Source organism: Caballeronia sp. 11_S32 (assembly GCF_056930355.1).
Genome location: NZ_JBXOWH010000001.1, coordinates 1,022,606 through 1,036,206 on the forward strand (window position 1 = coordinate 1,022,606; position 13,601 = coordinate 1,036,206).

Annotated in this window: 14 protein-coding genes; 5 read left to right on the forward strand and 9 right to left on the reverse strand. The window is 62.9% G+C overall.

Annotation, left to right across the window (positions count from 1 at the left end; translation table 11 throughout):
* Positions 1–6 precede the first annotated feature (6 nt).
* Genes AC1Z32_RS04695 through AC1Z32_RS04710 form a run of 4 tightly spaced genes read left to right on the forward strand, consistent with a single transcriptional unit; the run spans position 7 to position 4,751 of the window.
* Positions 7–1,581, forward strand: a complete 1,575-nt coding sequence (locus AC1Z32_RS04695; RefSeq protein ID WP_483477529.1) for a class I adenylate-forming enzyme family protein — start codon at positions 7–9, stop codon at positions 1,579–1,581.
* Complete coding sequence (locus AC1Z32_RS04700; protein ID WP_483477530.1) at positions 1,578–2,378, forward strand: crotonase/enoyl-CoA hydratase family protein; 801 nt, start codon at positions 1,578–1,580, stop codon at positions 2,376–2,378. Before AC1Z32_RS04695 ends, AC1Z32_RS04700 begins: the two co-directional genes overlap by 4 nt.
* 3 nt (positions 2,379–2,381) lie before the next feature.
* Positions 2,382–3,716 (forward strand): MmgE/PrpD family protein, encoded by a 1,335-nt coding sequence (locus AC1Z32_RS04705; protein ID WP_483477531.1) that lies wholly within the window; start codon positions 2,382–2,384, stop codon positions 3,714–3,716.
* A gap of 3 nt (positions 3,717–3,719) precedes the next feature.
* Positions 3,720–4,751, forward strand: coding sequence for a GlxA family transcriptional regulator (locus tag AC1Z32_RS04710; RefSeq protein ID WP_483477532.1), 1,032 nt, complete (start codon positions 3,720–3,722; stop codon positions 4,749–4,751).
* A gap of 5 nt (positions 4,752–4,756) precedes the next feature.
* On the opposite strand, the gene AC1Z32_RS04715 is transcribed toward AC1Z32_RS04710, so the two are convergent.
* A complete protein-coding gene (locus AC1Z32_RS04715) occupies positions 4,757–5,374 on the reverse strand; it encodes a hypothetical protein (RefSeq protein ID WP_483477533.1) in 618 nt (205 codons plus the stop codon).
* Between the two features lie 339 nt (positions 5,375–5,713).
* Between AC1Z32_RS04715 and AC1Z32_RS04720 the strand changes: the two genes are divergently transcribed.
* Entirely contained in the window at positions 5,714–6,268 is a 555-nt protein-coding gene (locus AC1Z32_RS04720) for a 4-hydroxylaminobenzoate lyase (protein WP_483477534.1), read from the forward strand.
* 34 nt (positions 6,269–6,302) lie between these two features.
* Here the strand turns inward: AC1Z32_RS04720 and AC1Z32_RS04725 are convergent, their stop codons facing one another.
* From AC1Z32_RS04725 to AC1Z32_RS04760, 8 genes are all read right to left on the reverse strand, one after another.
* Positions 6,303–6,776 (reverse strand): ProQ/FinO family protein, encoded by a 474-nt coding sequence (locus AC1Z32_RS04725; RefSeq protein ID WP_483477535.1) that lies wholly within the window; start codon positions 6,774–6,776, stop codon positions 6,303–6,305.
* A gap of 113 nt (positions 6,777–6,889) precedes the next feature.
* Positions 6,890–7,156, reverse strand: a complete 267-nt coding sequence (locus tag AC1Z32_RS04730) for a hypothetical protein (protein WP_483477536.1) — start codon at positions 7,154–7,156, stop codon at positions 6,890–6,892.
* 198 nt (positions 7,157–7,354) lie between these two features.
* Positions 7,355–8,329, reverse strand: a complete 975-nt coding sequence (locus AC1Z32_RS04735; RefSeq protein ID WP_483477537.1) for a LysR family transcriptional regulator — start codon at positions 8,327–8,329, stop codon at positions 7,355–7,357.
* A gap of 4 nt (positions 8,330–8,333) precedes the next feature.
* Positions 8,334–9,083, reverse strand: coding sequence for a gamma-glutamyl-gamma-aminobutyrate hydrolase family protein (locus AC1Z32_RS04740; protein WP_483477538.1), 750 nt, complete (start codon positions 9,081–9,083; stop codon positions 8,334–8,336).
* On the reverse strand, positions 9,080–10,303 hold the full coding sequence (locus tag AC1Z32_RS04745; RefSeq protein ID WP_483477539.1) for an NAD(P)/FAD-dependent oxidoreductase: 1,224 nt from the start codon (positions 10,301–10,303) through the stop codon (positions 9,080–9,082). The genes AC1Z32_RS04740 and AC1Z32_RS04745 overlap by 4 nt, the downstream gene beginning before the upstream one ends.
* A 4-nt stretch (positions 10,304–10,307) precedes the next feature.
* Positions 10,308–10,631 carry a 2Fe-2S iron-sulfur cluster-binding protein gene (locus AC1Z32_RS04750; RefSeq protein WP_483477540.1) on the reverse strand — a complete coding sequence of 108 codons (324 nt, stop codon included), beginning with the start codon at positions 10,629–10,631 and terminating at the stop codon, positions 10,308–10,310.
* A gap of 26 nt (positions 10,632–10,657) precedes the next feature.
* A complete protein-coding gene (locus tag AC1Z32_RS04755; RefSeq protein ID WP_483477541.1) occupies positions 10,658–12,094 on the reverse strand; it encodes a glutamine synthetase family protein in 1,437 nt (478 codons plus the stop codon).
* A 61-nt stretch (positions 12,095–12,155) separates the two neighbouring features.
* The gene (locus AC1Z32_RS04760; protein ID WP_483477542.1) at positions 12,156–13,472 is read right to left on the reverse strand and encodes a Rieske 2Fe-2S domain-containing protein; all 1,317 of its coding nucleotides are present in this window, start codon (positions 13,470–13,472) and stop codon (positions 12,156–12,158) included.
* Between the last annotated feature and the right edge of the window lie 129 nt (positions 13,473–13,601).

Genomic DNA, 13,601 nt, shown 5'->3' on the forward strand with positions numbered 1-13,601 from the left:
CGCATCATGCTCACGATCACGTCGCTTTTCGAAAACACGGTTGCCAAGTATCCGGACCGTCCCGCGCTCACCTGCGGCGCCGTTTCACTCACGTATGCACAGTGGAGCGCGCGCGTGCGCCGTCTCGCACAGGCGCTCTTCGATCTCGGCGTGCGCCAGATGGACCGCGTCGCGATCCTGCAGAAGACCTCCGATGCGACGCCGACCGCCTATATGGCGTGCCAGTTGCTCGGCGCGATCGCGGTCCCGATGAACTTTCGCCTCTCCGCCAACGAAGCCGCGTTCATTCTGCGCGACGCGGGCGCGCGCGCATTGATCTATGACGACTCGATGCTGCCCGTCGTCGCAAAGATCGAGCAGGCGTTGCCGGACCTGCGCACGTATGTATGCGTGAACAACGGCGTGGAGATGCCGTTGCATCATCACGCGTTCGAAGCGTTGATCGAAGGTGTGGCGCAACTCGATGCCCCGCTGCCGCGCCTTCAGCCAAACGACATTTCCGCCCTCGTCTACACGTCCGGCACCACGGGCCGCCCGAAAGGCGCGATCCACACGCACGGCAACGATGTGTCCATCGCGACGAACTGCGTGATGGAGTACAGCCTCACGAGCACCGATGCCGCCTTGCATATCGCGCCGCTCTATCACGTTGGCGGCATGCAGGCGTACTTCGTGCCGCATCTGATGGTCGGCGCGCATAACGTGATCCTGCCGCGCTACGAGCCTCTGGCGACCCTGCAGGCCATCGCGCATTACGGCATCACGACGCTCTTCGCCGTGCCCACGCAGATTCAGGACATGCTGTTCCATCCGGACTTCGCGTCGATCGACACGCACAGCCTGCGCATGATCACGACCGGCGGCGCGGCGATTCCCGCGAAGACGATGCAGCGCGTGATCGACGAGTTCTGCCCGAACATCTTCAACGGTTACGGCATGACCGAAGCGAGTCTCACGCTCCTTCTCCATCCGCGCGATGCGCTCACGTATCTCGGCTCGTGCGGCAAGCCCACGCTCATCAGCACATGCCGCGTGATCCGCAACGACCCCGAGCGCGTCGTCACGCCGAACGAAACCGTCGCGGCGGGCGAAGTCGGGCAGTTGATCGTGAAGGGACCGCAACTCGCATCGGGCTACTGGAACAATCCGGTCGAGACCGACAAGAAGTTCAAGTCGGGCTGGCTCTATACCGGCGATCTCTTCAGCATCGACGAAGCAGGCTATTTCCACTTTCAGGGCCGCGCCGACGACATGATCGTGTCGGGCGGCGAGAACATTTATCCGCGCGAAATCGAGGAAGTGCTGTACCACTGCCCCGGCGTGCAGGAAGCTGCCGTGATCGGCGTGCCCGATGACAAGTGGGGGCAGGCGGTAACAGCCTTCATCGTGCGCAGCGTGTCGACGTTGACGGAAGACGACGTGGTCGCGTTCTGCAAGTCCGGCGACGATCTCGCGCCCTACAAGCGGCCCAAGAAGATCTTCTTCGTCGAGAAGCTGCCGCTGAATCCGAGCGGCAAGGTGCTGCGTCACGTACTCGCCGGACCTGTTTATCAAAGCATGCTTTCAGGAGCCTCGCAATGAACGAACCCGTACTGTACGAGCAGGACGGCCATATCGTCACGATGACGCTGAATCGTCCCGAGACGCGCAACGCCATCACCGAAAAAGAAGTTGTCGACGCAATCATCGCGTGCCTGGAGCGTGCGCAAGGCGACATGTCCGTCCGCGCGATCGTCCTGACGGGCGCGGGCCCGGCGTTCTCGTCGGGCGGCAACATCAAGCATATGCGCGATGAAGTCGGCACGTTTTCGGGCACGTCCGCGCATATCCGCGAGAACTATCGGCGCGGCATTCAGCGCATTCCGCGCGCGTTTCATGAACTCGATGTGCCGGTCATCGCCGCCGTCAACGGTCCCGCGCATGGCGCCGGCTGCGATCTCGCATTGATGTGCGATATCCGCATCGCGGGCGAAAGCGCGCTCTTTGCCGAGAGCTTCGCGAAGGTCGGCATCATTCCCGGCGATGGCGGCGCGTGGCTATTGCCGCGTGCCGTAGGGCTCTCGCGCGCGAACGAGATGATCTTCACCGGCCGCGCGATCGATGCGAAGCGCGCCGAGGAATGGGGACTCGTGTCGCGCGTCGTGCCCGATGCCGAGTTGATGGACACCGCACTCACGCTCGCACGCGAGATCGCAGGCAATGCACCGGATATCCTGCGCATGTCGAAGCGCCTGGTGCGCGAAGGTCAGCGCATGGACCTGCCGAGCCTGCTGGAGATGTCGGCGGCATTTCAGGGCATTGCGCATCGCACCGCGGATCATCGCGAAGCAATCGCCGCCACGTTCGAGCGCCGCGCGCCGGTCTATACGGGAGACTGATGGATGGGCACATCCGCCATCGCGTTCATTCATGAATTGACGTTCGATGTGCTGCCTCCGAAGATCATCGAACAGGCGAAGCTCTGCGTGCTGGATCTGCTCGGCGTCGCGCTCGCGGGAAGACAGACGGCGTTGTCGCGCATCGCGAGCGATCATGCTGCGGAGTTCTTCGCTCCGGCCACGCTGCGCTCGCGCATTCTTTTCGATGGCCGCGCCGCCAGCCCTATCGGCGCGGGTCTCGCGGGCGCCATGATGATCGACAGTTGCGATGGCCACGACGGCCACGCGCAAACCAAGGGCCATGTCGGCGTGACCGTCCTGCCCGCGCTGCTCGCGCTCGCCGATATACGGCCTGGCATGACGGGCCGCGAATTTATCGCGTGCATGGTGCTCGGCTATGAGCTCGGCACGCGTGCGGGCATTGCGCTGCACGCGAGCGCCTGCGATTATCATACGTCGGGTGCATGGAATGCTCTGGCCGCCGCGGCGCTCGCCGCGCGCGTCTTGCCGCTCGATATGCGGCAGACGCGCGAGGCGCTCGGCATCGCGGAGTATCACGGGCCGCGCAGTCAGATGATGCGCTGCATCGATCACCCGACAATGGTGAAGGACGGTTCCGGCTGGGGCTGCATGGCGGGCCTCTCCGCGGCGTTTCTCGCGCAACGCGGCTTCACGGGCGCGCCGGCCCTCACTATCGAACAGGAAGAAACCCGCGGCATCTGGAGCGATCTCGGCGAACGCTGGCGCATCATGGAGCAATATTTCAAACCGCAGCCCGTCTGCCGATGGGCGCATCCCGCCATCGACGCGGCGCTCGCGCTCAGGTCGAAGCACCGTTTCACGAGCGAGCAGATTCGCGCGGTGAAGGTGCGCACGTTTCATCATGCGACGCGCCTGGCGCACGCCGCGCCCGTATCGACCGAAGAGGCGCAATACAGTCTGCTCTTTCCCGTGGCGGTTGCATTGAAGCACGGCGCGGTTCGTTTCGATGCGCTGAACGGCGACGCCCTTCGCGATGCGGAAGTCCTTCGCCTGAGCCATCTCATCCGTACCGAGGAATGCGCGGACTACACCACGCGCTTCCCGGACCAGCGCTTCGCCGAAGTAAGCATCGATTTGTTCGACGGAAGACGTTTCGATTCGGGTCCCACGCAGGCGCTGGGCGATCCCGCCTTACCACTCGATGCAAACGCGATACGCGCCAAATTCCGCGCCTTCGCCGACGCCGCCTGTGGCGCGAACATGGCGCGTGAACTGGCGCGCACCATCGATGCACTCGACGCCAAAGACGCGAACGTGACCCCGTTGCTCGATCTCGTGCTCGAGGCCCACGCCTGACCCATGAACGCGAACGACATTCCTCCGGCCACGCGCTCGCTCAAGACCGGGCGCGCGGCCGCTTCCGTCGGCGACGAGCAAACGAAGCCCCAGCGCATGGGCTTCTTTCTCGTCCCGCATTTCTCGATGATGGCGCTCAGCTCAGTCACCGAGCCATTGCGCGCGGCCAACCGCGTGAGCGGCAAGGAGCTCTATAGCTGGCATCTGATCAGCGCCGATGGCGAGCCGGTCTCGTCGAGCTCGGGCTTTGCGCTGCTGCCCGACTTCGCGGTCACGTCGTCGCCGGAACTGAGTCATGTGTTCGTCGTCGCGAGCATCGGCGTGTCGAACTATCGCAACGCGCAGGTCTTCGAGTTCCTGCGGCGCTATGCGGCAAAGGGATCGACGCTCGGCGGCATCAGCCTCGGCACGATGATCCTCGCGCGCGCGGGCCTGCTCGACAAGCGCCGCTGCACGATTCACTGGGAAGCACTCAAGGAACTCGCCGAAGAGTTTCCGTCGCTCGACGTAAGCCGCGATCTCTACTGCATCGAAGGCGACCGCATGACATGCAGCGGCGGCACCGCCGCCATCGATATGATGCTCGATCTGATCGCGCGCCAGCACGGGCATCAGCTCGCAGCCGAAGTCGCCGATCAGTTCATCCACACGCGCATGCGCACCGCCCAGGAAAGCCAGAAGATGGCGATTCAATGGCGCTATGGCGTGGAGGACAGACGCATCGTGCATGCCGTCACGCTGATGGAACAGAACATCGAGCGCCCCATTCCGATGAAAACCATCGCCTCGCTCGCGGGCATCTCGCCGCGCACCTTCGAGCGCATGTGGATCAGGCATTTCAACGTGCGGCCATCGCAGTTCTATCTCGAACTCCGGCTAAAGGCCGCGCAAAAGCTGATTCGCGAGTCGTCGCTTTCGCTGCTCGATGTCGCGATGCAATGCGGGTTCGCGAGCGCGTCGCATCTTGGCCGCTGCTACAAGCAGTTCTTCGCGAAGACGCCCGGACAGGAGCGCGCCGCAAGCGACGCGCGCTGAGTCTTCTATCCCGCGTCGCCCGCACTGATCACCGATTGCATGCTCGTGAGGAGCTTCACGAGATAGCGCATCAGGCCGACCGTATCGCCGAATTCCATGAAGCCGGGTTTGACGCCATCGCTGAATAGCAGCGTGCCGTCGAGCGTGTGATCGACGATCAGGCCGGCGTAAGCGGCGTGCGGCATGTATTCGTCGGCGGCGATGCGAAACACGTTGCCATTCACGGCCGCATCGCGCACGCGCATGAGGAACTGGACTTCCGGCGCACGCGAAGCCGAGAAACGATGAATGTCGAAGTATTCCGCGACCGCGAGAATCGCGTTCGTGCTCGGGACGATCAACGCGAACGCGATGCGTTTCTCGGCCGTATCGAACGAAGGCCAGGACAGGTCGCCTTCGGGCGGCGGTGCTTTCATCGGCGTGCCGGCTTCGCTATGCATGTGCGCTTCCGGATGCGAACGCCTGCGCGCCAAAAGCGGCTGCGCCTTGGCGAAATCGGGCGGCGGCGCGCCGCGCTCGATCCAGTCGGACAGCAAGCTTGCGTAAGCGACGAGCGCCTTCGATTGCGCTTCGATGAAAGCGACGCCGATCCTGCAGGCGTCCGGATGTCGGCTTTCGGGCATGGCATCTCCTGTGCGTTTTGTTGTGCTCGCCGAGCAATGATCGCGCCTGTTCCGCTCGAAGGCGAGGGAAATTATTGACCGTTAGTTGCGAGACGATCCAAGACGGTGGGCAAAACGAGTCAGGCTCGTATCTCATGAGCACGCCCGCGCCCTCACCCATTAATTCGGATGCCGAATCTTATATTGCACGATGAAACCATCTCCGGCCATTCATCGCGGCACCGCGCGACTTGCACGACATTCAACTTGAGCTTGCAACAACTTCGCTTCTGGCGCGCCAATGGATGTGGCATCGTCATTCCACGCGCCAGTCACAACCCAAATGAAGGAGAGCAATCGATGTCCCCGATTCAAGCCGCACGCATCAGCAAGGAAGAACTCATCGCGCGATGCCTTCCCTTTCTCGAAGAAGTCAAGGACATGACGACGGACTCGAACGTCGAGCAATGGCTCAACACGAAATACGGCGTCGAAAGCGCGCTGTACAAGGACTTGGCCCGGCTGATCAGGCTCGGCGTCGAGGAAGGGTGGGCGGCGGATGTGGAGATATCGGGGCCGCGATATCGGCGTGCGCGACTCGTCGCGCCATGCCCGGAGACCTTCTTCTTCAGCATCACGGCCGTATTGATGGACAGCACCGGCAACCATCAGAACAATCCAGAAGGCACCTTCCGCGGCGATTACCACGGGCATCCGTACGGCGAATTCAACATGGTCGTGCCGCTCGACGAAGGCGCGGCGCTCGCGGGTCCGAACGGATGGTGCCATGGCGGGTGGACCGCGCCCGCGCCGGGCAGTCATCACTATCCGGAAGCGAAGGGCGGCGCCGTGATCGCGCTATTCTTTCTGCCCGCGGGACGGATTGCCTACGATCTCCAACCGCCCGCGCATTGAGACGCTGTGCGCTCGATGAACCACGTCGCGGGCTTTACTTGGCGGGTTCCTCGGCCTTCGGAGAGGAAGCCGAGCGCGCCGCGCGATTGGCTTCCAGATGAACCGCGCGCGCCGCATCCGCCGACGACACGGCGCCCGCGTTGCCGCCTGCGAGATCGATTCGCGGCGCGCCCTCGACGAGGGAAGTCCAATACCGGTTGCCGCGGCACCAGATTTTGATCGCGCTACGCAGCTCGCGCTCGCTCAGGCCGAGCTCTTGCGCGTGCTTCATGAGATCGTCGAATATACCGACCTTCAGCGGCACCTTGGGCGCGGGATTCTTCGGGAATGCTAGTGGAAAGCGCTTTTGCAGCTTGCCTATCGTATGCACGACAGGGTCCACCGGTTTCGCCGGTGCGGCCGGCGCAGGCGCCGGACGCCGCGCGCGCGGCGGCTTTTTCTTCGCTGCGTTGTTTGCAGCCTGTTTTGCGAGTTGCTCTTTCAGTCCGGCGAGTTGTTCGAAGCCCATCAGATCGTGCCCGTGAAATACGTTTCGGGGATTTTAACAGCCTCCGATGACGACCTCATTGCGGGCTGCGCCCGGCAGCTTGCGAAAGAGGCCGCCGGGCGCACACAGGGCGCTCATTGTCCGCCCGAATAGACGTTGCAGAACGGTTGCGGCGTGCAATTGGTTGCCGCGCCGCCGGACCACTTCGAAGCTTTCCCGCTGGCACTCTGGCCCATGGCCGTGCCGCCGTAAGCGGTCTCGCCGGAAGCTGCGGCGCCTTGCGCGTTCTGTTGCGCGGGCGCGGGGATGGACTGCAAGGTGTCCGTGTGCTCCTGTGCCTGCGTGATGCTTCCGAGCGAAAACGCGGACACGAGCGCGGCCGAAACGAGAACGGTCTTCATGTTTACCTCCTTCAACGAAGGCTTGCTACTACCTGACGAGAGAGCCGTCAGGTCAACCCGATGAATCGAGTGCGCGAAGAATCGCGCACTCTTAGACCTTATACCTAAGGCACAGCGAAGTTAATCCCTTCGCCTGGTTTTGAGCATGAACGTTCGCACGAAGCCGCTATTGCGGCTCATGCTATTGAACGCCGCGCCTCAGCGGCTTCGTACTTGCCGCGATACGTCGATGAGTTGCTGCCGGAGCCATTGCAGCCCGGGGTCTGCGTCGTTGCGTTCGTGCCAGACCGCGCGCACGCTGACATCAGGACAGGCATAAGGCGTTGCGCGCATCTGGAGCTCGCCGCCGCGTTCCAGTTCGCGGCCAAGCGACGACGGCACCAGCGCGAGCATGTCGCTATGACGCAGCAGGGCCGGAATCGCGAGCGAATGCGCGACGGCCATGCGTACACGCGGCACATCGGCGTGATCGGCGAAACCACGATCGAGCGCCTCGCGATCGAACATCTCCGATTGCCGAGCGAGTCCCCGCTCGACGATGAAGCCGCTCACCGCGCCCTCCTCCTCGCCACCCTGCGAGATGGCGACGAGCGGATAGGTCAGCAAGTCCATGCGCGTGAGCGGCCGGTTCGCGATCGCGTGCTCGCGATGCAGCAGCAGCACATCCGTCTGATCCCATACGCCGATCGAGCGAAAGCGCCGCGGCACATCCGCGAAGATGCCCACCGCGAGATCGATGCGGCCGACATCGATCTGGCCCGCGAGATCGAGACGCGTCGACGGCCTGACGACGAGATCGACGAGCGGCGCGTCCACACGCAGCCGCTGACTGAGCCGCGCGAGCAGCAGCGCCGTGATGTAGTCGTTCGCGGCCAGCACGAACGTGCGTCGCGCCACGGCCGGATCGAAATCATCGACGCCCAGCGCCGCCGCGATCTGCGCGAGTGCGCCGCGCACCGGCGTCGCCATGGCTAGCGCGCGCACGGTGGGTTCCATGCCGCGTCCGGTGCGCACGAAGAGATCGTCGCCGAGGACGTCGCGCATGCGTCCAAGCGCGTGACTGATCGCGGATTGACTGAGATTCAGGCGCTTGCCCGCGAGCACGAGATTACGGTCTTCGAAGATCGCGTCGAACACGCGCAACAGATTGAGATCGATGCGGTCCGCCGGCATGGCATCAATCCTCGTCCCGCATCGCATAGCGCCTGCAGCTCGCGCCGAACGACTCGAACAACGCGCGCGAAAGTGTGTCGCTCGCGACCATCGCTTCGGGATGCCACTGCACGCCGAGCGCGAACGCCTGGCCATCGAGACGGATCGCTTCGATGAGGCCATCCGGCGCGCGCGCCTCGACAGCAAGACGTGCTCCGAGCTTCGCCACGCCCTGACGATGCAGCGAGTTCACGCGCACACGCTGCGCCCCGCCCGCGAGCTTCGATAACGCGCCGTCATCGACGAGCTCGATTTCATGACGATAGCGATAGCGCGTGAGCAGATCTTCGCTCGGGTCTTCGAGATGATCTTTCGAATGACCCGACACATGAATGTCCGAATACAGGGTGCCGCCGAACGCGACGTTCATCTCCTGAAAGCCGCGGCATATGCCGAGCAAGGGCATGCCGCGCGCCGCCGCGCCGCGCATCAATTCCAGCGCGACATGATCGCGGTCGGGATCGACGAGCATATCGGCGTCGGCGGCAGCGCCGTATCGCATCGACTCGACATTCGAGGCGCCGCCGGGAAACAGCAGGCCGCTCACGCCATCGAGATAGTCCGTGACCGACTCGATATCACGCGACGCGGGAATCAAGACAGGACTCACGTTCGAGCACGTCATCAACGCGCGCACATAACTGTGCTTCGCGCTATGCAGGTCGTAATCGCCGACGAAGAACCGGTCGCAAACGACACCGACGAGCGGTTTCATTGCACCACTCCTTTCAAATCGAACGCTGGATCTTGCGCGTCCTGCGGCGAAATGCGTGCGCCCTTCGCAAGCAGCTTGCGCGCGAGCATATGGTCTTGCGGACGATTGATGCTGTCCACCGCCATCAGCGCATCGTCGCGAAAGTAGAAGATCGAGAACTTCCGTTCTTCCACGGAGCCGCGCAACGCCTGATGCGTGAAGCCCGCGTTGATGCCCGCCATCTGCAGCTTCAGATCGTATTGATCGGACCAGAACCACGGCACCGCGCGATATGGCTGCGGCCGCCCTGCGATCGCGAGCGCCGCCACTTTCGCCATATCGTTCGCGTTCTGCACCGATTCGATGCGGCAGGCGCGCGCGTCCTGCGCCCAATGCGGCACGAATGCAGCGCAATCGCCCGCGGCGACGATCGCCGGATCGCTCGTGCGCGCGCATTCATCGACGACGATGCCGCCCGCCACCGTCAAGCCGCACTCCGCGGCAAGCTCCGTGTTCGGTATCACGCCGATGCCGACCACGACGAGATCGCACTGCAGGTGAGTGTCGTCATCGAGCACGACGGACACCGCATCATGCAGCGGCCGCAGCGCGACGACCTTGCGCCCGAACTCGAACGCGACGCCTTTGTCGGCATGCGCGCGCTGCATGTACGCCGATATCCACGGCGACGCGACGCGCGCGAGCAGGCGCGGCTCCGTTTCCACGACCGTCACGTCGATGCCCTTCTGACGCAACGAAGCCGCCGCTTCGAGACCGATATATCCGCCGCCGATCACGACCGCGCGCCGCGCGGTGCATGCCGTTTGCGCGAGCCGCCGCGCATCGCGAAGATCGCGCAGATAGTGCACGGCATTGAGCATCGCGCCGGGGCAATCGAGCTTGCGCACGCGCGCGCCCGTCGTCAGCGCGAGATGATCGTAGGCGATACGCATGCCGTCATGCATTTCCACCTCACGACGCGTGCGATCGATATGCGTCGCGCGCATCGACGGCATCCATTCGATCTTCTCTTCGTCGAAGAAAGCTTGCGAGCGCAGAGGCAAACGCTCCTCGCTGAAACCGCCCGTGAGAAAGCCCTTCGACAAGGGCGGGCGTTGATAAGGCGCATCGGCTTCGTCGCCGACGAGCACGATGCGCCCCGCGAAACCGGAATCGCGCGCGGAGGCCGCGAGCTGAACACCCGCATACGACGCACCGACGATCACGAGCGTGTCATTCATGTCTTCACCCTTGCCTTTGCGGAATCTGCACGACGAGGCCGTTCATCGCGGCGCTCATCACGAGCTGACAACTGAGACGGCTTTCAGGACGACGCGCGGCCGCGACGCCGTCGAGCAATTCGAGTTCCGATTCGTCGGGCGATGCAAGTTCCGCCGTCGACGATGCATCGATATAAACATGACACGTCGCGCAAGACAAGCATCCGCCGCATTCGGCGTCGATGCCGCGCACGTTGTTATGAATCGCGGCTTCCATGACGCTCGTGCCGTCGGGCACCTCGATCTCGCGTCGTTCACCGTCGCGCAAAATATAAGTAACGATAGGCATGACATTTCTCCTTTGCGGGCGCACCGTCAGAACGCTTCGAAATACTCGCGGTGTTCCCACTCGGTGACCTCCAGATTGAAGCGGTCGATCTCCGCCTGCTTCAGCTTGCAGAAATAATCGATGAACGCGCTGCCGAAGCCTTCGCGCAGACACTCGTCGGCGCGCAAGGCATCGAGCGCATCGCTCAATGTGCGCGGCAGTGCGTCGGCTTGTGCTTCATAGGGTGTATCGGCTGATGGCGGCAACTCGAGCTTGCGCCGTATGCCATCGAGACCCGAGATGACCTGCGAGCCGAAATACAAATAAGGATTCGCAGTGGGCTCGCCCACACGGTTCTCGATACGGCTCGCGGGATCGTTCGCGCCACCGAGCACGCGCAGCATCACGCCGCGATTGTCGCGTCCCCAGATCGCGCGATCGGGCGCGTTCGAATAAGGCCGATATCGCCGATAGCCGTTGATGGTCGGCGTCGACAATGAAGTCGCGCCTCTGGCATGGGCAAGCAAGCCCGCGAGATAGCGTTGACCGGTGATCGACAAAGGATGCGATTCATCTTCCGGCATGAACGCGTTCCTGCCGTCGCCCACATGCACGAGCGATTGATGCAGATGCCATCCGCTCGACACCACATTCGGAATGCGCGGACGGCACATGAAGGTCGCGTGATAACCGTTGCGCTGGCAGATCTGCTTCACCGCGCTGCGAAAGAGCACCATGTCGTCGGCGCTCCTGATGCCCTTCGTCGGCGCGAACGTGAACTCGAACTGGCTCGGTCCGTATTCCACTTCGAGCGAACGCACGTCGAGGCCAAGTCCCTCGACATTGCGGCGAAGCAATTCCATCACATCGTCGACGGCGTCATAGCGCAACTCCGTCAGATATTGATAACCATGCGACAGCAGTTCGACATCGGGCGGCACACCAGGCTGTCCCGAATGCTCAGGCTTCATGTGCGGGTCCGTGACCTTGAATACGTGGAACTCCACTTCCAGACCCGAGATGAATTCATAGCCGTGATTCGAAAGCTGATCGAGCGCGCGGCGAAAGAGATGCCGCGTGCCGAACGGCACGGGCATGCCGTTGGCGAAATGCACATCGCATAGCACCCACCCCGTATGCGGCGCCCACGGCAGCACGCGGAACGTTTCGGGATCGGCGACCATCAGCGTGTCGCACGCGCCCTGCATCTCGGGCATGTCGAAGCCGCCGCCCGCCGTGAACACAGGAAACACCGTGCGATGCGACGTGTCCTTGGCAAAGAGCGTCGTCGTCAGCGTGACGCCGCTTTTCATCGCCTTGATCGCCTCGTCGACGACGAGCGTCTTGCCGCGCAGCAAGCCATGTTGATCGGGAAAGGAGAAGCGCACGACTTTCACAGCGCTTTTCTTCAGTTGCTCGATGAGTCCGGCGTACGCGGCATGCTGCGCGTCCGTCCACAAACCATGAGTTTCTACGAAAGACATATCCGTTCCGCGCGGCCGCGTGATGCGCCGCGCGCTCCATTCAGGTTGCGGGTCGGTTCGTTCAGGCCTTCGGCGCGGGCCACGGCGAACTCACGCGGCGCTTTACGTCGGACTCTTTCCAGTATTCGTCCCAGCGATCCGCTGGCCCGATGCCGTCGATCGATGCGGGACCGGTGAGATGCGCGGCGTCTTCCTGGTCGATCAGCATCAGCGTCTTCTCGCCCGCTTGCGTCTTTTCGATCGCATCGACGAGCAAGCGGCGATACGCGATGATTCCCTTGTCGGTCGTGCCGAGATGCTCGCGCGTGCGGTCCTGAATCGCGCCCTGCGATTCGACGGCCCATTGATCGTGCACGTTGATGTCGAAGCCCATGCCCGTGTAGGTCTCGCTCAACTGCTCCTTCGGATCGAAGCCGTAGTTGTTGCGCTTGTTCTTGCGCGACGTGTAATCGGGCAGCTCGTACAGTTCGAGCCGCTGCTCGCGCATCTGCGCCTTGTCGGTCGGCGCGCCGAAGCTCGTGAAAATCGCGTACCAGTAACAGTTTTCATCGTCGACAGGCACGTGCCATTGCGTGATCGTCATCTCCGAGCTCATCGGAATCACGAAGGCTTGCGGGAACACCACGTTGGTTACGCGCACATGGGTATGCGCTTCGTCGAGGGCGCGCTTCGCGATGAGACGCAGCCCGTAATCCGCCGGGCTCACGAGAATCTCAGGCGATTCGAACTCGCGCAGCACCTTGGTGATCGGCATGCTCGAATCCGCCGACGCGCCGCGAAACTGCTTGCCGTAACTCTCGCTCACATCCTCGTCCTCGAAGAAGCGATGCAGAAACGACGCGTGAGCCGGATCGATGCCCACTTCGAGCGCCTGCAGCCAGTTGCATTCGAAGAGGCCCTTGAATGCGAAGGTGTAGGCATCGGGCGCGGCGAAGCAATCGAAGTTCGGAAACGCCGGCGGCTCGTCCTTGCCGATATAGCCGAACAAAACACCGGCCTTCTCGATGACCGGATACGCCGACTGGCGCACCTTGTTGCAGAGCGTGCTGCCGACAGGTTCGCCCGGCGTCGAGAGACAACGGCCATTCACATCGAAGAGCCAGCCGTGGAAAGCGCAACGCAGGCCGCCGCCTTCGAGACGGCCCGCCGCGAGATCGGCGCCGCGATGCGGGCAATCGCGGTCCAGCATGCCGTAATGGCCTTGTTCGTCCTTGAACACGACGAAGTCCTGACCCATCAGGCGCACGGCTTTTACAGGGCGTTCGGCTGGCAATTCCTCGACGAGCGCCACGGGCTGCCAGTACCGGCGCAGCAGTTGGCCGGCGGGCGTGCCCTTGCCGACGCGGGTGATCGTTTCGTTTTGCTGCGAACTCATCATGGCTTTGTCTCCAGTTCGATTGAATTCACGCGTCGGCTTCTTGCATGCAGAGCAGCGTGTTCTTGGATTGGAGAATAGGCCTAATGAGCACATATGCACAAGCAATGTATGCAGCACGCTCGTTCAAGC